General features: G+C 41.5%; 16 protein-coding genes. 6 read left to right on the forward strand and 10 right to left on the reverse strand.

Going from position 1 to position 21,799, the window contains the following annotated elements; all coding sequences use genetic code 11:
* The first annotated feature begins 146 nt into the window (after nt 1–146).
* Both rne and AACQ38_RS06765 read left to right on the forward strand, forming a co-directional pair.
* A complete protein-coding gene (gene rne, locus AACQ38_RS06760; protein WP_165577727.1) occupies nt 147–3,251 on the forward strand; it encodes a ribonuclease E in 3,105 nt (1,034 codons plus the stop codon).
* Between the two features lie 184 nt (nt 3,252–3,435).
* Nucleotides 3,436–4,068, forward strand: coding sequence for an NAD(P)-binding oxidoreductase (locus AACQ38_RS06765; RefSeq protein WP_058588536.1), 633 nt, complete (start codon nt 3,436–3,438; stop codon nt 4,066–4,068).
* Nucleotides 4,069–4,112: 44 nt separating this feature from the next.
* Here AACQ38_RS06765 and tmaR read toward each other — a convergent pair whose 3' ends face one another.
* Entirely contained in the window at nt 4,113–4,430 is a 318-nt protein-coding gene (tmaR, locus tag AACQ38_RS06770; protein WP_011147063.1) for a PTS system regulator TmaR, read from the reverse strand.
* Between the two features lie 1,026 nt (nt 4,431–5,456).
* Here tmaR and AACQ38_RS06775 point away from each other — a divergent pair.
* From AACQ38_RS06775 to sbcB, 3 genes are all read left to right on the forward strand, one after another.
* A complete protein-coding gene (locus tag AACQ38_RS06775) occupies nt 5,457–5,687 on the forward strand; it encodes a hypothetical protein (RefSeq protein ID WP_207631797.1) in 231 nt (76 codons plus the stop codon).
* On the forward strand, nt 5,644–5,895 hold the full coding sequence (locus AACQ38_RS06780; RefSeq protein WP_207631798.1) for a hypothetical protein: 252 nt from the start codon (nt 5,644–5,646) through the stop codon (nt 5,893–5,895). The genes AACQ38_RS06775 and AACQ38_RS06780 overlap by 44 nt, the downstream gene beginning before the upstream one ends.
* Before the next feature lie 754 nt (nt 5,896–6,649).
* Entirely contained in the window at nt 6,650–8,080 is a 1,431-nt protein-coding gene (gene sbcB / locus AACQ38_RS06785) for an exodeoxyribonuclease I (RefSeq protein ID WP_165577729.1), read from the forward strand.
* Between the two features lie 127 nt (nt 8,081–8,207).
* Here sbcB and dld read toward each other — a convergent pair whose 3' ends face one another.
* The 9 genes from dld to yieE all read right to left on the reverse strand — a co-directional run bounded on the left by dld (nt 8,208) and on the right by yieE (nt 20,322).
* Nucleotides 8,208–9,923 (reverse strand): D-lactate dehydrogenase, encoded by a 1,716-nt coding sequence (dld, locus tag AACQ38_RS06790; protein ID WP_165577730.1) that lies wholly within the window; start codon nt 9,921–9,923, stop codon nt 8,208–8,210.
* 194 nt (nt 9,924–10,117) lie between these two features.
* Nucleotides 10,118–11,500, reverse strand: coding sequence for an APC family permease (locus AACQ38_RS06795; RefSeq protein WP_011147069.1), 1,383 nt, complete (start codon nt 11,498–11,500; stop codon nt 10,118–10,120).
* 718 nt (nt 11,501–12,218) lie between these two features.
* Nucleotides 12,219–14,198, reverse strand: a complete 1,980-nt coding sequence (locus AACQ38_RS06800; protein WP_165577731.1) for a ligand-gated channel protein — start codon at nt 14,196–14,198, stop codon at nt 12,219–12,221.
* A 77-nt stretch (nt 14,199–14,275) separates the two neighbouring features.
* Entirely contained in the window at nt 14,276–14,470 is a 195-nt protein-coding gene (locus AACQ38_RS06805; protein ID WP_165577732.1) for a hypothetical protein, read from the reverse strand.
* Nucleotides 14,454–15,254 (reverse strand): ABC transporter ATP-binding protein, encoded by an 801-nt coding sequence (locus tag AACQ38_RS06810; protein ID WP_058588469.1) that lies wholly within the window; start codon nt 15,252–15,254, stop codon nt 14,454–14,456. The genes AACQ38_RS06805 and AACQ38_RS06810 overlap by 17 nt, the downstream gene beginning before the upstream one ends.
* Nucleotides 15,251–16,336 (reverse strand): FecCD family ABC transporter permease, encoded by a 1,086-nt coding sequence (locus AACQ38_RS06815; protein ID WP_041380122.1) that lies wholly within the window; start codon nt 16,334–16,336, stop codon nt 15,251–15,253. Before AACQ38_RS06815 ends, AACQ38_RS06810 begins: the two co-directional genes overlap by 4 nt.
* A 24-nt stretch (nt 16,337–16,360) precedes the next feature.
* Complete coding sequence (locus AACQ38_RS06820; RefSeq protein WP_165577733.1) at nt 16,361–17,494, reverse strand: ABC transporter substrate-binding protein; 1,134 nt, start codon at nt 17,492–17,494, stop codon at nt 16,361–16,363.
* Nucleotides 17,495–17,822: 328 nt separating this feature from the next.
* A complete protein-coding gene (locus AACQ38_RS06825) occupies nt 17,823–19,304 on the reverse strand; it encodes an amino acid permease (RefSeq protein WP_165577734.1) in 1,482 nt (493 codons plus the stop codon).
* Between the two features lie 154 nt (nt 19,305–19,458).
* A complete protein-coding gene (yieE, locus tag AACQ38_RS06830; protein ID WP_011147075.1) occupies nt 19,459–20,322 on the reverse strand; it encodes a DNA-binding transcriptional regulator YeiE in 864 nt (287 codons plus the stop codon).
* A 189-nt stretch (nt 20,323–20,511) separates the two neighbouring features.
* On the opposite strand from yieE, the gene AACQ38_RS06835 reads away from it, so the two are divergent.
* Complete coding sequence (locus AACQ38_RS06835; RefSeq protein ID WP_165577735.1) at nt 20,512–21,594, forward strand: YeiH family protein; 1,083 nt, start codon at nt 20,512–20,514, stop codon at nt 21,592–21,594.
* Nucleotides 21,595–21,799 lie beyond the last annotated feature (205 nt).

Raw genomic sequence — 21,799 nt, forward strand, 5'->3', positions numbered from 1 at the left:
GACCTGCCGAAAATATGCGTCTCTATACAAACGACAACCGGGAGGTTGGCGGATTTGTAAAAGACACGAGACCATCGGTTACCAGTCGCTCATCTATATTTGCCCGTAGCTCTATAACTAATGTAAAAAATAATGAGTAAGTTACAATGAAAAGAATGCTAATCAACGCAACTCAGCAAGAAGAGTTGCGTGTTGCTCTGGTTGACGGGCAACGCCTTTATGATTTGGATATCGAAAGCCCAGGACACGAGCAGAAAAAAGCAAATATCTACAAAGGTAAAATCACCCGAATTGAACCTAGTCTGGAAGCTGCTTTTGTTGACTACGGCGCTGAACGGCATGGTTTCCTTCCTATTAAAGAAATAGCCCGCGAATATTTTCCCAATAACTACCATCCTCACGGTCGCCCTAATATCAAAGATGTTTTAAGGGAAGGCCAGGAAGTTATCGTTCAAGTCGATAAAGAAGAACGTGGTAATAAAGGGGCCGCCTTAACCACTTTTATCAGTCTGGCGGGCAGTTATCTGGTACTCATGCCTAATAACCCTCGCGCAGGCGGTATTTCCCGCCGTATCGAAGGAGATGACCGCACAGAACTGAAAGAAGCGTTGGCATCGTTAGAAGTGCCAGAAGGAATGGGACTGATCGTCCGCACTGCGGGCGTCGGTAAGTCCGCAGAAGCACTACAGTGGGATTTATCATTCCGCCTTAAACACTGGGAAGCGATCAAAAAAGCCGCCGAAAACCGCTCGGCTCCTTTCTTAATCCATCAAGAAAGCAATGTTATCGTCCGGGCTTTCCGCGACTATTTGCGCCCAGACATCGGTGAAATCTTAATCGACAATCCCAAGGTTCTCGATCTGGCACGGCAACATATCACCGCACTTGGCCGCCCAGATTTCACCAGTAAAATTAAGCTGTATAGTGGTGAGGTTCCTCTGTTCAGCCACTATCAGATTGAATCACAGATTGAATCTGCATTTCAGCGTGAAGTTCGCCTGCCATCAGGCGGTGCTGTGGTTATCGATACCACAGAAGCATTAACTGCGATCGATATTAACTCTTCCCGAGCAACACGCGGAGGAGATATCGAAGAGACGGCTTTTAATACCAACCTTGAAGCCGCAGATGAAATTGCCCGTCAATTACGCCTGCGTGACCTTGGTGGTTTGATTGTTATCGATTTTATCGATATGACACCAGTACGTCATCAACGTGAAGTGGAAAACCGACTACGTGATGCTGTTCGTCAGGATCGTGCTCGTATTCAAATTGGCCGTATTTCCCGCTTTGGTCTACTGGAAATGTCCCGTCAGCGCCTGAGTCCATCACTCGGTGAATCCAGCCACCACGTTTGCCCACGCTGTAGCGGCACAGGGACTATTCGTGACAATGAATCCCTATCGCTATCCATTTTGCGTCTGATTGAAGAAGAGGCACTGAAAGAGAACACGCATCAAGTCCATGCTATTGTTCCAGTACAAATCGCCTCATATCTACTGAACGAAAAGCGCCAGGCAGTCAGTGCAATTGAGCGCCGTCAGGGAGATGTTGGCGTAGTGATCGTGCCTAACGATCAAATGCAGACTCCTCACTTCTCTGTTCTACGTGTGCGTAAGGGTGAGGAAATTTCTGCACTGAGCTATCTGCTTCCTCAATTTCATGAAGCTGGCGCGATAAATCCTCAAGAAGATGTTCAACCTGAACGTAAGCGTCCTGAGCAGCCCGCTATTTCTGCTTTTGCTTTGCCAGCCGATACGCCAGCACAGCAACCATCACATAAAGCAAAAGAGAAAAAGCCAAACCACACTGCTCAGACTATAACGGAACAACCGGGTCTCTTAAGCCGCTTCTTGACTGCTTTGAAAAAAATGTTCAGTACAGAAGCAGAAGAAGAAAAACTGGCACAGAAAAAAGAGAACAAATTATCCGGTCATGATAACCGTCGCTCTTCTGAACGACGCAATCAACGCCGCCAAAATTCACGTAAAGATCGTGATGATAATAATCTGCGTGATGAACAACGTAATAACCGTGATCGTGACGAACAGCGGAAAAATCGAAATACTCAACAGAAAAATGGCACTCAAGATAACAGCGTGACGATAGACACTGCTGCTCGTGAAACCCAACAGCAGCAACGTCGCGAGCAACGTGCAGAACGTCAACGCCGTCGTCAGGAAGAAAAACGCCAACTGCAACCTGAAACCCAGAAACCAGAAATTGTTGAAAATGAGGTTGAAGAACGTCTACCGGTTATACCACGTCGCCAACGTCGTCAGCTTGAACAAAAAATTCGCATCATAGATGAAGTGAAAGAAGTTACAACTGTCGCCTCGCTGCCCATACCTGTTGTTACCGAAGAGCAATTACCAGTACCTGTTGAAATACCGCTAGAAACAACTCAGCCGCAACAATTGACTGAAAATAAAGAGCAACAAGATAATGTTATGCCACGCCGCTCTCGTCGCTCACCTCGTCATTTGCGCGTTAGTGGTCAGCGCCGCCGCCGTTACCGCGATGAGAGAAATCTACTTCAATCACCGGCACCATTATCTATGGCTGTTGCATCACCAGAAATGGCTTCCGGTAAAGTTTGGGTTCGCTATCCGGTGGTTCCGATTTCCATAGAAATGCCTGAGGAAATTTCCATGATCGAACAGCAAGAACAACAAAATGAGGTATTGCCGGCAATAGCAGCAGAAACAGTACCTGCAATCATCGTTGTTGCAGAATCTGAACAAACCATTATTGAATCTCCGAAGGTAGCAGAGACGCCAGCAGCTCACCAGAACGGAATCAAATCTGCAACAGGCATTACAGAACAAAATGACATTGTTCTACAGCAAACTAAACCAGTGCAGGAAGAGCGGTCAGTTATTGAACTGGTTGCAATAACACCGATTATTCCTGAATTTGAGCAGCAATCTGAAGCAGACGAAGACATTGTTGTTTCTGAAGACGTTGTTGTTTCTGAAAACATTGTTATTTCTAAAGAAATTGCAGCAGTGATGATTATTGAAGAGAGTAAAGATGAAATGGTTAAACAACCTGTTGCTATTATAGCCAAAGTTCATCATTCTTATGCGCCAATGACCAAAGCACCAGCCCCTGAGATGATTGAAAAACCTATTGTTATCAACGAATGGCAACGACCTTTTTCTCATTTTGAAGGGAAAGGCGGAGCTGGGGGCCATTCAGCCACTAATGCGGCTACTTCACCAATGGCTAAACCGCAATTCTTTGAATAAACAACATTATTTAATATTAGCAGAATGGCTCTTTTTAGGGAGCCATTTTTTTTGCTACTAACCCCACAAAAATACTCACCGTTAATTTTATTCTCCCCACATAAGGGTTAGTTTGAGCAGTCATTACCGTGACCCTGTTCAATTAATTATCATTCGATTTCTTATTTAACCAGGAGAATAACCTATGAAACCGTGGCTTATTTTTGGTGCGGGTAGTGGCATTGGACGTCATCTCGTGACTGTCGCACTGCAACAAAAACGTCCCGTCATTGCGCTTATCCGCAATTTTCAGCAGGCTACTGAACTGAGTGCTTTGGGTGTCAAAGTGATACAAGGTGATGCCTGTAATGCTGAAGATGTTGAAAAAACGGTACAACATGTAAGTTCAGAAGCAATCGTCTTTTCTACTATTGGTGGAATTGATTCAGATCTCTTTGGCAATATGACTATCATTGATACTATTGAGAAAACTGAAATAACACGTATGTTACTCGTTACCTCAATAGGTTGTGGAGAAGGCTGGAAAACCCTGTCACCCAGAGCTAAATTATTGTTTGGCCAATCTGTCAGGCGTAAATCAATGGCAGAAAGCTACCTTCAGACAAGCTCCTTGAATTACACAATTATTCGTCCAGGAGGATTAACAGATAAACCGGGAACAGGCCATTGTCAAAGATATCAGCATGAAATTCATGGTGCAGTTAGTCGCCAAGATGTAGCACATCAACTGGCAACTATGGCAGAAGAAGAATCTTCATATCAGCAGATTTATACCTTAGTTGATCCAGAGCTTAAACCTGATTGGGCTGTTGCGTAGTCGGTAAGAATAACCACGCATTCGTGCGTGGTTATCTAATAATGCTATTTGAGTTCACCCATTGTTTTAAGCTTTTTAGACAATTCACGACGCTCTTTAGAAAGATCCGCATTTTTAATTATATGATCATCTATACGGTCTTCATAATCACTTCTCATATTCATAATGATGCTCTGAATATCCTCAATTGACATACCAGGTTTAATGTATTCGCTCAAGTTATCAAGCAATAAAACACGCTTCTGGTTATCGCGTATTTTCTTCTCATTATCTGCGATTTCACGCTGCAACTTATTCTTACGACGAAACATACGTACAAACTCCAGCACATTGTGGAATGACGGCTTATTTACGTTATCCATTTTCATACCTTATCTTCAATTTAAACATACAAATTATCCAATCTGACTACACAATAAGACTAAAACCATTAATAGACAAGTCAGTTTCCGTTATTTATTGATTCTCATTAATTACATATATCCGTTATCTTTCAAGTTGCCTCTTTGTTGGCTGTACTCGGTCACCCCGGTCACATCGTTATCTATGCTCCCGGGGATTCACTCCCTTGCCGTCGCGATGCATTTTGAAATCCATTGGGTATGAATCTATTAACTTTTTACTAAAGGTTCATAATATTGACTCAATCGGAAACAATCGGCCAATGCGAATGAATAATAAATCACCAACCTTCCACTGGCAGAAGCACCATTTTCCCTTCCCTATCGTTCATCTTCCATCTCTTACTCTACAATTTTTTCAGATTTCAAATGTACTATCATTAATCACTATGATCTCCATGATTATCTAACAAACGTAATTATATATCTGTCAGAGAAAAAATTTATATATTTGCATATGATAATAATTCAACTATTATTTCATGCAAAATAAATAAAAAATTATAAAGCTAATCCTATTTGGAAATTAAATCAGACACTAATAGACAAACCAAATAAAGACAATTAATTATATAGAACATGATAAAATCTTGAATAAAATATTAATACTCCACCAACATTCTATATATCTTAAACTGTCTTCATTATTTTACTTTTCAACTCTTTGTAAAATAGGATTTTCAGAAGATTTTTTTAAATAAAATTCACATCAAATAGAGAAAACATTTAGTTTATTAGTTTATTAGTTTATTAGTTTATTAGTTTATTAGTTTATTAGTTTATTAGTTTATTAGTTTATTAGTTTATTAGTTTATTAGTTTATTAGTTTATTAGTTTATTAGTTTATTAGTTTATTAGTTTATTAGTTAAATGTATGTTAAAAATGGCTATATTTGTGATACTCATCTTAATAATGAAATAAAAAATTTCTTATTATTTAAACATAATTAAAATTGACGAAAAATATAACTATGATTAGGTTAGATGATGAAAAAAATTCCTTTTGATTTGAATGGTTACGAAATTTATTTTGGCCATGCACGTAGAACAAGAATTCCAATTATAAAAATAACTCATCCCAAAAATGGGATTTCTATTAAACCATTTTATAGTGTCAATAGAATAAATTTACTTGAAAGAATTCAATATGAAACTGGTTTAAGTGATCAATATATTGGATCTATTAATAAGCATTTTCAAGAGATTAATTATCCTTAATAAAGACAAATATACCCTATTGATTTCAAGATGCATCGCGACGGCAAGGGAACGAATCCTCGGGAGCATAGATAACTATGTGACCGGGGTGAGAGAGTGCAGCCAACAAAGAGGCAACTTGAAAGATGACGGATATAGTAAAAAACGCAGAAAGTGCCAAACATATACCTGCAACTATTGCATACTGATATCGATTCTCCAATGTTGACATCAAGGTAAAATAAACTAATCCTATAACTGAAAATACACTCACCGCACCAATTATCCCTTGGGTTATATGCATCACGATTTTCATTAATATACTTACTATCTTCATTGATCTAACCCTACAGAGAATTCATCAAATATTTCATTAAATAAATCTCGATTTTCATCATACGCTTCCAATGCTCTGACATATGGCTCCATTTTACTCTCAACTAATAAAAGAGAAGCTTTATCAATAGGTTTAGTGATAATTACCGGATGATGTGAAACAACCAGCAGAAATTAACCCTTGGTTTTGACAACTGTTAAATAAATTAAACTTGACATATTCACCTCGTTTATTATTTCAATACTTCAACGCATGCTGCGGTAGGCAGGTCAATATTGTCAAGGGTAAATGGTCTTAAAACAGACAATTTTTTATTCCAAGTACCCAAAATGTTAATAATCGGCCTCCAATCGCAAAACAAAAAGCAGGAAAACATGTATATACCCTATGGATTTCAAGATGCATCGCGGCGGCAAGAGAGCGAACCCCCGGGAGCATAGATAACGATGTGACCGGGGTGAGTAAGTGCAGCCAACAAAGAGGCAACTTGAAAGATAACGGGTATACAATATTGATTGCAATTACCTAGATTCTCTAAGATAGTAAGCAACAATTGTCTCTATTTTATGTTTATGGCAAAAATGTCATCCATTCTTTGAAAAAGCAGAAGAAACAAACAATTAACATCATTGGACATTGAACAACAGTGAAAAATAGTAGCGAACAACCCACTTTCTACATCCACGACTACGAAACTTTTGGTCAACATCCGGCCCTAGACAGACCAGCTCAGTTTGCTGGTGTTCGTACTGATATGGATTTCAATATTATTGAAGAGCCATTAGTTATTTACTGTTCACCTGCTGATGATTATCTGCCACAACCAGAAGCTGTCATGATTACAGGTATTACACCTCAAATTGCATTAGAAAAAGGGGTCAATGAAGCGGAATTTGCCCGCCAGATTCATAATGCATTCAGTGTACCGAACAGTTGTATCCTCGGTTATAACAACATTCGGTTTGATGATGAAGTCAGCCGGAATATTTTTTACCGTAATTTTTATGATCCATACGCTTATAGTTGGCAAAAAGGTAATTCCCGTTGGGATTTACTTGATGTATTACGTGCCTGTTATGCCTTGCGTCCCGAAGGTATTGTCTGGCCCGAGAATGAAGAGGGTCTGCCCAGCTTTAAACTAGAACATCTGACCAAGGCAAATGGCGTTGAACATTCACATGCCCACGATGCTATGTCCGATGTCTACGCCACAATTGCAATGGCAAAATTACTCAAAGAAGTACAGCCAAGGATGTTCAATTATTTCTTTCAGTTAAGAAATAAGCAGAAAATTAACGCTCTCATCGATATCCCCCAAATGAAACCGCTGGTTCATGTTTCCGGGATGTTTGGCGCTGCTCGCAGCAACCTCAGTTTGGTTGCACCTCTTGCCTGGCATCCAGTCAATCAGAATGCCGTTATTGTGTGCGATTTAGCTGGGGATATTTCACCATTATTGGAACTGGATGCAGATGCATTGCGTGAACGTCTATATACCCGCCATGATGAATTGCAACCAGATCAACCACCAGTCCCGATAAAACTGGTTCATATTAATAAGTGCCCGATAGTCGCCCCCGATAATACTTTGCGCACAGAAGACGCTGAACGTATCGGTTTGGATCGTGATTATTGTGGAAGAAATCTAGCTATTCTGCAAAATAATCCACAAATCAGAGAAAAAGTTGTAGAGCTATTTGCAGAGGCAGAACCTTTCCCTGAATCCAATAATGTTGACACTAAGCTGTATGATGGCTTTTTTAGCAGTGCCGATAAAGCAGCAATGAATATTATCCGTGAGACTCTGCCTCAGAATTTACCGGCACTCGATCTGACTTTTCAAGACTCACGGATTAAAACGCTGTTATTCCGCTATAGAGCCAGAAACTACCCTACGACTCTGACTTATGATGAACAACAACACTGGTTACGTCATCGTCAAGATATATTCACTCAGGATAAACTCAGTGAATATTTCTTTATAATTGAACAGCTCTTTACTGAATATCAAGGCAACGAAGAAAAATGTCGTCAGCTTAAAGCACTCATGGAATATGCAGTGCAACTGGCTGGATAATTAAGCGGGGCGTGAATAAATATAAAACGGCGAGTCATATATACTCGCCTTTTTGATAAGAGTAACTTTCTCATCAATCTTTACACTGAGTACTAGCATAGCATTGTCACTACTGAGAATATTGACATTAAGATCCTTCGCCCCAATTTTTCAGCTTGGATGTTTTTCCAATTCCTGGGTTGAGAGTATTAGTAGGGTCAGACATCCGATAAAAAGCCTTAAGTTGAGGTTTAGCCTGATATAGATGACCCACATTATGCTCTGCGGGATATTCCGCTCCTCGTTTATCAAGCAGCTCTATCATTCTTGCTTTCAATGCCTGTACGTCCACCCCTTTTTTCACAATGTAATCCTGATGAAACACGTAGCACATAAAATGTCCGCAATAAAGTTTATGTACCAATACATCATCAAACTCTGGGGGTAATTGTTCAAACCATTCACGATCATTGCGGCGCAGAGCGATATCAAGTGACAGGATATTCCCTACTTCGTTGCTATGCACCGCTTGATAACGGATCGCTGAACCACCAGCGGAAAAACGATGCAAGAACGCTTTAGCACCTTCCTCCGGCGTACAAGCAAAGAAATCCCCTTCCACCCGGCTAAAATAGTCTTCCAACCAGCTTCTAGCCTCTTCCACCCCATCACCTGACATTTTTAATATCAAATGGTGCTCAAAACGATTACGATATTCTTTCAAACGTTTAGGCAGGTGGGAAGGAAGTAAACGACTTAACCCCTGCATAATGCTATCGATAAGATTGACAGGTAAAAATGGAACTCGGTTGAAAATAGCGTCCATTCTCCCTTTCAAAGTAAAATAAGTCGGCATCTTATCAGTGCCAAGCTTATCAATCATGATGAAAGCATCTTTACCATAAATTTCCGCAATATCGAAAATATCCCGGTGCATATATTCACCCGCCATCGGTAAATTATGAAAATTTGCTAATATATGGCGACGCAATTCCGTCAATACGCCCGTTTGGTTGGTACCAATATAAAATACTTGAGACAAAGGCTCTGCCGGAAAAGTATCGAGCCGGACAGCAAACACAACCAACTTACCTGCACAACCTGAAGCTTCGAATAAACGGCGCTCGTCAGAATTGAAACGAGATGGAGTATCAGCATCGACGTCACGTACTCGTTGGGTATATTCATGATCAGATGCTTTACGCTGACCCTGTTCTACATCCTGATCACTGTAACGCTGTTCTTCCAGACAAGAGAGAATCTCTTCTGGTGTTTCTCCCAAATAGATACCCAGGTGATTAATCAATTCTGGCTTACCACACTCATTAACACGCCCATACAATGCCATTTCGGTATAAGCCGGCCCACGATGAACTAAAGAACCGCCTGAGTTATTACAGATGCCCCCAATCACGGAAGCGCCAATGCAGGAAGAACCGATAACTGAATGAGGTTCACGTCCCAGCGGCTTGAGCGCACGTTCAAGTTGCCATAATGTACTGCCAGGTAACGCAACTACCTGATTACGCTGTTTTAAAATCTGAATTTTATTCATGCGCAGCGTACTAATAATAACTATGTCACGATCGTAACCCTTACCATTCGGGGTAGAACCTTCGGTTATACCCGTGTTGGCCGCCTGCATTAAGATGATTTTATCTGCTTCAACGCAGACCTTAAACACATGCCACTGTTCCACCAACGAGCCGGGAAATACAACGGCTAAAGCGTCTCCCTGGCCGGAGCGAAAGCCTTTACGATAACGTTCAGTTTTATGGGGAGCAGTCAGGATATGAGATTTACCGACAATATTGGTCAGGGTAGTAATGAGTTGTTGATTTTGAGAGGTCTTTGCATCATTCATAGTCTCTTCCTTAATATACAATCACCTCTCAGAGCATAGATTGTTTTTCTCCGTTTACCTTGAAATTTTTCTTATCTGTAAGCGACCTCGCTGTTTTTTTTCTTGGGCTCCTTTTCCTTAACTATTACGGTAAAATTAGCTGCATAGCAAAAATAATGGCGCCAAATTCGGCGCCATTATTCTTTTGCTAAATATTAAACCATTTCAGAGCATTGAGGCATCGGCTGACGGAAGCGACGAGTCAGGAATACCATATAAACCAGACCAATTGCTCCCCAAGTTAGCCCCAATTCCATAGAACTTTGCTCCAGATTCATCCATAGCACGCTAACAGTACAAGCCCCTATCACAGGTAATACCAAGAAATTAATGGTATCTTTTAATGTACGGTTACGACGTTCACGGATATAGAATTGAGAAATGACTGATAAGTTTACAAAGGTGAACGCTATCAACGCACCAAAGTTAATCAGAGCTGTTGCAGTAACCAGATCAAAGGTAATCGCAGATAACCCGATGATGCCTACCAGCGATACGTTGATTACCGGAGTCCGCCATTTTGGATGAACATAGCCAAATATTTTCTCAGGAAATACACCATCGCGCCCCATAACATAGAGCAAACGGGAAACCCCCGCGTGAGCCGCCATACCAGAAGCCAAAACAGTGACACAAGAGAACACCAAAATAATGGATTGGAACAGAGTACCTGCTACATACAGCATAATTTCTGGCTGAGATTCATCCGGGTTCTCGAACCGAGAAATATCCGGAAAATAGAGCTGCAAGAAATAAGAAACCGCAATGAAGATAACACCACCAATTAATACTGTCAGGAAAATCGCTTTCGGAATCACCTTACCAGCATTCGGAGTCTCTTCGGACAACGAACTAATGCCGTCAAACCCTAGAAATGAAAAACACAAAATCGTCGCCCCAGTAATCATTGGGATTAAATGGGCATCTTCAGAAACGAATGGTTTCGCATTCCATAAAGTTCCTACTCCTTCTCCGTTGTACACACCGTGGATCAGTAAACCCACAAATACAACCATAACGGTTACCTGAACAATGACAATAGCCGTGTTGAGATTAGCAACAACGTTAATGCCACGCAGGTTAAAAGCTGTCATCAGTAATGCAAAACCCACAACGAAGATCCACGGATCTACGCTAGGAAAAATGGCCTGAAGATAAATTTTCGCTAACAAGATATTAATCATCGGCATAAACATATAGTCCAATAGCGATGACCAACCCACCATAAAGCCAACATGCGGACTAATGGATTTTTGCGCATAAGTATATGCAGATCCAGCAGATGGGAAACGTTTTACCAACTTTCCGTAGCTCACAGCGGTAAACAGAATTGCGATCAAAGCAATCGCGTAGGATGTCGCTACATGGCCGTCAGTCAAACCAGAAACAATGCCGAAAGTATCAAAGATAGTCATAGGTTGCAGATAAGCGAGACCCATCATCACTACCTGAACCAAGGTCAGTGTTTTTCTGAGCTGAACACGATTGTTAGCACCCGTCTGGTTGGTGCCTAGAGTGATTACAGTATTATGAGACATGAGCGAAACCTCCCATAACTCCGATTCGTGTTATAACACTACTTAATCGATAGTTACTGGGAAGACTTCGCTTCTGCCTATAGGCAGTAGAATTAGAGGCTGGATTATATGCAGAGCTCAATGCTCCATAGTCATCGATGCAGCAGCATGTGCCGATTGGCACAAGTGCGAAAGGAAATAATTGCTCCATATTAGCGTTCCTCATTACGGCAACCGATTCTCGTCGCGGTTGATCGTGGGCCAATTATCTATCCGGCTCAGAGTCCGGCCTCTGGTATAGTAAAAAATAAGTCAAAGCAAAAAAAATAACCGACACATATAAACGCATCAGTTATTTTCCAGTGGGCGAATTCTGCACTTGAAGACCTGAAATAGCAATACTCGCCGCACTAAAAGTTCATTATTTTTTACCACACTTATTGATGACGCTATGGAATTTAACGGTGTCATATACATTTCTTTGACATGGCTAAGTTTTAACACAACACAAAACGGATTTCTATTCAGTTTTACAGGTATAAGCAAAAAAGCAAAAATCCCCCTTATCAGCGACAAACAAGGAGGATTATAAAATATACCCGTTATCTTTCAAGTTGCCTCTTTGTTGGCTGCACTCGGTCACCCCGGTCACATCGTTATCTATGCTCCCAGGGATTCACTCCCTTGCCGTCGCGAAGCATCTTGAAATCCATAGGGGATAGTTAGTTAGAACGCATTATCAAAAGTCGTAATTGATACCAATGTTATAACGACGGCCATCCAAGACTATATCATGGGTGTCTTCAGTCACTTGTTTTTCAAAGACGTTATATACCCCCCCTACCAAGCGTAAACCTTCAGCCAGATAATAGCTGACACCGATATCCACAAAGGTATAAGACGGTGTTCCCGTCCCCATAGAGGTACGTGATAAATAATTCGACGTTTTACCACGGTAGTTAACACGGGTCCAAGCTTGCATTTCTGGTGAAGCCTGCCAGTTTAAGGTGGCATTCGCCATATGTTTAGGCATCTTATTCAACGGCTTCCCTTTGAAGTTACCGCTCTTTTGCTCAGAATCAGTATACGTATAGTTTGCAGCCAATACCCAGTTATCAACAATATCCCAGTTCATTGTCGCTTCTACACCACGCATGTTGGCTTTATCAATGTTCACACGGTCACTGATAAATTTATAAGCAGTGCCATCAATAACACATTTGCCCTGAGATTTACCACTTGGATCGGTACAACGACGTAATTCAGTAATTTTATCTTTAAATTCAGTGTTGAATATTGTTAAACCGACATTAAAGTTATCCCGATTGTTCCAGATAACACCAATTTCCTGATTGAAGCTCTTCTCCGGTTTCAAATCTGGATTACCGACGATAATCGCTGGATCACCACCGCCACCCGTAATCTGCCCCCAATTAGATGCCGCCTGACGTAATTCTGGTGAACGATATCCTGTAGAAACGCCACCTTTAATCGTCCATTGTTCATCAACATGCCATACACCGTACAAACGTGGAGTCCAGTGGTCACCGAAGTTTTCGTCTTTATCCATGCGGATACCACCGGTCAGAGCAAAGTCATTGGTCATTTGCCATTCATCTTCAGCAAATAACGCCCAACTCCAACGGTTCAGCTTATTGATATTTTTAGCAGAAGCTAATTGATTCCCTTCATCGCGTAAATCTTCATAACGATACTGACCACCTATACTCAATGAATGATCATCCAACATAAATACGGTATGAGTATTGAACAGATTATCGTAATATTTCATATCACGACCAGGGTTACGTGATTCATCACGCTGGAAGTACGTTGTCGACGTTCCAAAATCGTAAACGCCATTATGGGTGATAGAGTAATTATTCCTTTTATATCGACTTTCACTATTACCTGGAGATCGCCAACTACTTGTCTTTGTTTTCCCTACAGTAGAATCACGATCTTGCTCATAACGTCCCGCTTCAAAATCAAAAGTATTCTGCTCATCCGGAGTGAAAGAGAAAGTGGCTGAACCATTACGCATTTCCTGTTTGTTAAAACCACCGATAAATTTATCTTCATTACGGTGAGAATACAGGCCGCTCACTTTCAGCCCTAATAATCCATCAATAATTGGACCTGAAGTATACACACTACTCTGATGACTATTACCTGATTTAGAACGCTCCTGCAAAGTGCCATCAGCGCGGAAGCTGGTTTTCCACTCTTTTTGTGCCTTACGGGTAATGATGTTAATCACCCCGCCCATCGCATCAGAACCATAAAGAGAAGACATAGGACCACGAACAACCTCGATACGTTCTATCGCGGCCAATGGCGGCAACCACCCCTGTTCAATCCCCGAATTATCACGGTTTGGGCGAGTACCTCGGGTATCAACACGCTTACCATCAACCAAAATCATTGTATATTGAGACGCCATACCGCGAATACTGATATCACTGCTGCTAGCACCACCTGTAACAACGACACCCGGTACATCTTTCAGTGCATCAGTCACATCTCGATAAGCCTTAGTTTCCAATTGCTCACGGCTCACCACAGAAATAGACGCTGGCGCATCTTCAATCTTCTGTTGAAAACCTGCTGCCGTAGTAACAAGAATAGTGTCATTACTGCTACTAGCCGCAAAAACTGAGCCAGATGAGATTGTAGCAATAATACCTAACGCGATTTTTCTTTTATTAAAAACACCCATTCCCGATTCTCCAAGAGATATAATTACACTTTATTTATCTATAAATTTATCTATAAAAATGGATAATCAACATGTGCTCAAATAACGAGGATAAAATATTTACCTCTGTGTAGTTTTATTATTTTATACCCGTCATCTTTCAAGTTGCTTCTTTGTTGGCTGCACTCACTCACCCCGGTCACATAGTTATCTATGCTCCCGGGGATTCGTTCCCTTGCCGCCGCGATGCATCTTGAAATCAATAGGGTATATAAGTTAAAATGAATTCTCACTCGCTAGCTTTGAAACCAACCCATCAACTAATACCTGAGGAATGCCCTGAGAACAACGTTCAATTCTGCCTTTGACACCATAAACCTGTGCCAGACTATCTGGCGTAATAACCTGCTCAGGAATTCCCTCGGCAATTAAATGCCCTTTTTGCAACATTAATACATGGTCACCATGACGCAAAGCGATATTAATATCATGCACAACGACCACAGTAATCATATTCCGCCGATAAGTTTCTTGTGCCACCAACGCCATTACGTGATATTGATAATTTAAATCCAGCGCACTAAGTGGTTCATCTAATAATAATAATGTTGGTTTACGAATTAATGATTGTGCTAATCCGACTAATTGTTTTTGACCGCCAGATAATTGATCTAAATAACATAACGCCAAGTGCTCAATCCCCAACTGACGTAACAGCAACATCACTTCTTCTTCACTGGTTTCAGAATGACGCCCTCCAGATGCCCGTTGAGCAACGATAATTGACTCCAGTACATGCAAATGAACACCAGCAGGTAAGCTCTGTGGTAAATAAACCACATTTTCCGATCGCTGGACAAAACTCATCTTCATCAAATCTTGACCATCAAGCCAAAGCTGACCTCTTGCACGATTTAAGCCCGCCAAAGAACGCAAAAGTGTTGATTTACCACTCCCATTTGGCCCCAACAGTACCGTAATTTTCCCACGAGGCAACGGAGCAATATTCAGATTTTCAATAACCGAATGTTTCGGATAACCTGCAAAAAAATTGTTAATGGTTAATCCCGGATTCATATATTCGCCCTATGACGTAAAATTATGCTAAGGAAGAATGGAACCCCAACTAACGCAGTAACGATCCCAACAGGAATAACAACACCTGGGATCAGGTTCTTCGAGGCGATGGACGCCATAGACAACACCAATGCACCAATTAGAGCACTGGCTGGTAAATAGAAACGATGATCTTCACCAAACATCATCCGGGCAATATGTGGCGCAATTAAACCGATAAAAGCAATTGGCCCAACAAATGCAACTGCTAAAGCGGCAAGAATACTGATACGCAATAATGTCCCCAAGCGCAGACGACGAACATCAATACCAAAACTGATTGCACGATCTTCACCCAAACGCAGCGCTGTCAGTCTCCAGGAATTCATCATTGAAATAGGAAAAATGGCTGCAAACACCAATAACATCACACCCAGTTTTATCCAGGTTGCTCTGGCAAGGCTCCCCATTGTCCAAAGTACCAGCCCCTGAAGGGTATCTTCCGTTGCGATAAACTGCATCATGGAAACCAATGCTTCAAAGGTAAAGACCAATGCAATACCAAATAATACGACCCCAGACGTAGCAACGCGTGTCCAACGAGTGATCGTATCCAGTACCAATGCAGCCAACAAAGCGAAAATGAAAGCATTCGCAGAGATGAACCACTGATCAGGCACGCCTGGGATACCAATACCAGATACAATCGCCAACGCAGCACCAAATGCAGCCGCTTGAGCAACCCCTAAAGTAGAGGGACTGGCTAATGGGTTATTTAAGATCGTCTGCATTTCCGCGCCAGCCAGCCCAAGGGACAGGCCAATCACTACCGCCATCAGGGCATAGGGTAAACGGATATCCCAAACAATTACCCGAGTCCCCGCATCCACACTCTCTGGCGACACTAAAGTCTGCCAGAGAGATGACAAAGATAAACCTGATGGACCTATCGTAAAATCTAATACCAGTGAAACACCGATAATCAGCACGATGAAAACCATCATCACAATACGGCGGCGTAAAATATATTGGTAATGGGCTTTTACACTGCTGTCATCTAATTGCTGTTTCACCATTGGCATCGGCTCGGTAGTAGCACTCATTATTCCCGTTACCTGACTTACTGATTACTTTTCACTGACCCAATAAACCCCTGATGGATCAACTGCCAGGAATTTACTGTGTAATTCATTCAGTGTCTTCTGTGGATCTAAATCTGTAAATTTCTCAGGATAGAACCATTTAGCAAATACCTGAGTCGCTACCACATTATAGGGAGAGTTGTAGTAGTTATGCCAAATCGCATAGTCTCTGCCCTCTTTGACCGCAGTCAACGTGCTAATACCTTTACGTTCAGTCATTTGTTTCAGGCTGGCTTTTGCTAATTCAGACGTAGATTGCGCACCCAGTTTTACACCAGGTTCATTATTGTCTGGCGCTTTTGCCCCACTAGCAATGTAAATATAAGGGTCAACTGCAATAATTTTTTCGAGGTTCATATTACCAAGTGCGCCTGGCAGAACACCTTTAGCAATGTTTTTACCGCCAGCCAAATCGATAAAGTTACCCATATTGCCATCACCGGCAGTCGCACAGCAGTCTTCAAAAGCACCCGCTCTCAAATCGATAAATACGGTGGGTTTTTTCTCTTCCGGGATTTTATTGGTGATCTCAGTCACCAGTTTTACATTTTTCTCGTAAAAATCGGCATATTCTGCCGCTTGTTTTTCACGATTTAGTACTTTACCTAGCATACGAATGCTCGGCAGCGTATTCTTTAACGGCTCAGTACGAAAATCAACAAATACAACCGGAACACCAGCCTTTTCAAGTTGGGCGACCAGTTCGCTGTCTTTACCAGGGCCATGACCAGACAAGCCAAAAATGGCGATATCCGGGTTGAGAGTTAATACTTTTTCAGAACTGACACTCTCAGCGCTGGTATTACCAATCAAAGGAACTTTGTCAATCTCAGGGAATTTAGCTTTATAGACGGCGTAAGACTGTGGGTCCAGTTTGCGGAAATCACCTTGCCAACCCGCAATACGGGCCAATGGTTTATCGCCTTCAAGCAAAGCGATAGCGTGGAACAAACGGCCTTCGCCCAACAAAATACGATTTACATTCTCAGGAACTTCAACAGTACGACCAACGATATCGGTGACCGTTTCAGCCCATGATGCGAAGCTTGCCATAACTGCCGAACCCGCTAACAGGCCGACACTGATACTCTTTGCTATGGATCGAGACATAAATTTCATTTTGTTAGCCCTTTCATATTAATAATTATGGCACTAACAATAGGACAAATGAGAATACTTATCAATATGATCTACACAAATTTTGGTAAATTACGTGATTAATTGTATGAATTAACACTATGAAAAATAAAAAATACCTATTTGATCACAAAACAGGGGTATCTTTTTAATTTCTTATCAAAAACGGCTTATCTACTCAAATAAATAAAACATTAAGATAATAATAAATTAATCGTGAATCGAATTAAAAAAACTACAAAACCAGGCCGGTAGGAATTTTTTCAAAGATTCCTACCGGCCTGTTAATCACCATTTAACGTATTTACATTCACTGATTCTCGATATCAGGAAATTTCATCTCGCTATATTTGATAAAGTGAGTTTTCCTAGCTAATTTGTAACCAAACCAAATCAACAGGAAGAGTGGAATACCAACATAAGTTGCAGTGACACCATACCAGTCAATTTTATCTTGTAGAAATGCCTGATAATTCTGTCCTAATGTGATGGTTAGACACAAAACAAACGCAAAGATTGGGCCAATGGGGAAAAATCCTGAACGATAAGGTAATTTACTTAAATCCAACCCCTGAGCGACATAACCACGGCGGAAACGATAATGACTAATAGCAATCCCCAACCAGGCAATAAAACCGGTCATCCCAGAAGTATTCAACAACCACAGATAGACGGTCTGGTTACCGTACATTGAACTGAGGAAACACAACGCAGCAACCACCGTTGTTGCATACAAGGCATTACGCGGTACACCACCTTTGGATAATTTGCCAAAAATCCTCGGTGCTTTACCCTCTTTTGCCAATGTGAACAACATACGAGTCGATGCATACATACCTGAATTACCCGCAGACAACACAGCCGTCAAAATAACCGCATTCATCATAGCTGCGGCGGATAACAAACCAGCGTTTTCAAATACCAACGTAAACGGACTAACACTGATATCACCGACCTCATTACGCAGTAGGCTTGGATCAGTATAAGGAATAATCAGGCTGATAATCAGGATCGCAAAAATATAGAATAGCAGAATACGCCAGAATACCTTACGTACAGCACTGGGAACATTTTTTGCCGGATCTTTTGACTCACCCGCCGCAATGCCAATTAGCTCAGTTCCCTGAAAAGAAAACCCAACTATCATTGCTACGCCAATCATGGCAGAGAAACCACCGGCAAAAGGTGCATCACCAACAGTCCAGTTATGCCATCCAGCACCTTCTGCCCCTTTCATGATGCCGGCTATCATCAGTAATCCGACCACAATAAAAACAATAACCGTGCTAACTTTAATCAAGGAGAACCAGTATTCAGCTTCACCAAATCCTTTCACTGAAATAAAATTCAGTAGGAAAATCAACGCGAGGAATAACGCACTCCAGATCCAACCCGGCATATCCGGCAGCCAATAACCCATAACCAATTGGGCTGCAACCAAATCCACCGCGATAGTCACCGCCCAGTTGTACCAATAGTTCCAACCCAAGGCAAAACCAAACCCTTCTTCAACATATTTGGAACCATAAGTTGAGAAAGAACCGGAAACCGGCATATAAGCGGCCAGTTCACCCAAACTGGTCATCAGGAAATAAACCATCAAGCCAATTAATGCATAGGAAAGTAATGCTCCGCCAGGCCCTGCTTGTGAAACTGTCGCACCTGAAGCCACGAATAACCCGGTGCCTATTGATCCGCCAATGGCAATCATCGCTAGATGCCGAGCTTTCAATTCACGTCGCAAATGTTGCGTTGCGGGTTTCCGGGAAACACTTTTTTGTTGTTGAGACATTCTGTTCCTGTTAGCTGCGAATAAATCTGATGGCGGATTGTAACAAATCCTCACTATCAAAATAGCGAGGAAGCGCTGTTATAAGATACCTTCATAATTTAGAGAAAATTATAAGTAACACAGCTAATTTTGGATTTTAAACAGAACGCAAAATTTACCGGCAGTAACTAAGCAATTTTTGCAGTGCGATAGACATATGCTTTTGCCGATGATGAATCAGGTACAATGTTCTGAAAAGTCTTAATTCTGGCACTTTTAACTCCAGTAAAGTACGATTTTGCAATTGCTCTGCAACGACTCGTCTGGACAAGCAACTGATACCCATACCAAATTTGACCGCATGTTTTATCGCTTCAGAATTTCCCAATTCCATCAAAATCTTGAACCCGGGTAAATGGACAAACAACAGATGATCCAGCACTTCTCTTGTACCCGATCCCCTCTCCCTTAATATCCATGATGCCTTAACTAAATCATCCAATTTTAGATCCTGTTCAGCTAGCGGATTTTCAGGAGAAGAAAAAATAACCAACTCATCCTCCATCCATAGCTGAGTTATCAACTCAGGGCTATGGCAGGAACCTTCTATCAAACCAAGATCAACACGGAATTCCAGCACAGAATTGATGACATCCTGCGTATTGCTGATATTTAACTCTAGCGGCGTATCAGGAAAATCCTGACGATAATTTGCCAGCATTTCCGGCAACATATAATTACCAATGGTGCTACTGGCAGCGATACGTAACGCTCCTAACTCCTGTTTGAATAACTGCTGAATTTCCCCGGCTTGCTCTAGCAATGCCAACGCCTTGGGATAGAGTAGGCGGCCATGTTCATTCGTCACCAACCGCTTTCCTACTCGATCAAAAAGCTGTACGCCAAGTTGGCTTTCCAGATCCGTTAATGAGGCACTCACCGCGGACTGAGATAGCGCCAATTGCTGAGAGGCTTGCGTCGTTGAACCGCTTTTCAATACCTCAGTAAAAACTTCCAACTGCCTCAATGTGATGTGCATATTGCCCCGCAAAATATGGTGTCAGTCAAAGTTAGCTTGTTTTAATTTTATACGGCAATAGACAACTTAACAAAAATCTACTTTCTTACCAATTTTTTCGATTATATATAAAAATATTATCAATTTTAATGATAAACAAGTCTGCTATATGCTTATGTTTAAAACATATAAGCAACGTGAGAAACATCTATGTCTGACATTCATGCCAAAAAATTCAGCAAACAATCATCCATTCTCGGTATGAAATTAATACCTGGGTTAATATTAGCGGCAATACTTACTGCAATTTCAATCTATGCCGGAAATATTCCGTGGTTTATTAATATGGGACTGGGTACATTAACACTGGCGATCCTTGCAGGGATCATTGTCGGTAATACTGTCTATCCTTTACTCAAACCTTATTGTGATGAGGGTATTCATTTCTCAAAACATTATCTTCTGCGGGCAGGTATTATTCTTTATGGCTTCCGTTTGACATTTCAACAAATTGCCGATGTTGGCATTACTGGCCTTCTGATTGATGCTGCTATGTTGTCTTCCACTTTCTTTATTGCAATTTGGCTAGGCAAATCACTCTTTGGATTAGACCAGCAAACAGTAATACTGATTGGTGCCGGCAGCAGTATCTGCGGTGCAGCAGCTATTATGGCAACAGAGCCAGTAGTGAATGCCCCTGCCAGTAAAGTTGCTGTTGCGGTCTCGACAATTGTCATCTTTGGCACTATCGCTATTTTCATTTATCCGTGGTTTTATCAACTCAATGAGCATTATCAGTGGTTACCACTTACTCAGGAAACTTTCGGCATCTTTACTGGCTCCACCCTTCACGAAGTTGCTCAAGTTGTTGCTGTTGGGCATGCTATTAGCGATCAAACGGAAAACGTAGCCGTTATCAGTAAAATGATCAGGGTTATGATGTTAGCACCATTCCTGTTGTTATTATCCCGTTATATTAACCATGCCGACACTAAAAATGGCAGAAACCATCAGGAGAAAACACCAATAACTATCCCCTGGTTTGCAGTGATTTTTATTGCAATAGCGGGTTTTAATTCTTTCAATTTACTTCCTGCTGCAATAGTTAATTCTCTGATTAATATTGATACTATTATGCTTACTATGGCAATGGGGGCACTGGGTTTAACTACTCATGTGAGCGCCATCCGTCAGGCCGGATTTAAACCCATTTTATTAGCTCTCATTTTGTTTGTATGGCTGATGGCGGGCGGTCTTTTAATAAATCTTGGCATTCAACATCTGTTTGGCTGATCAGAATCCACTCGGAGAAATTTTATTTCAGCAACATATATACCCTATGGATTTCAAGATGCATCGCGGCGGCAAGGGCTGTCTTTCCTACACAAATATTTTAACCCGCCCCCGCGTTATTGAACTTTTCCCTCATAGATTGATCTCAATAAAAAACACGACTTGAGGTAATCTTTATGTTTTCAACCTGCGCCGAACAATGGGC

Source organism: Photorhabdus sp. RW14-46, assembly GCF_963887965.1.
GTDB lineage: Bacteria > Pseudomonadota > Gammaproteobacteria > Enterobacterales > Enterobacteriaceae > Photorhabdus > Photorhabdus laumondii.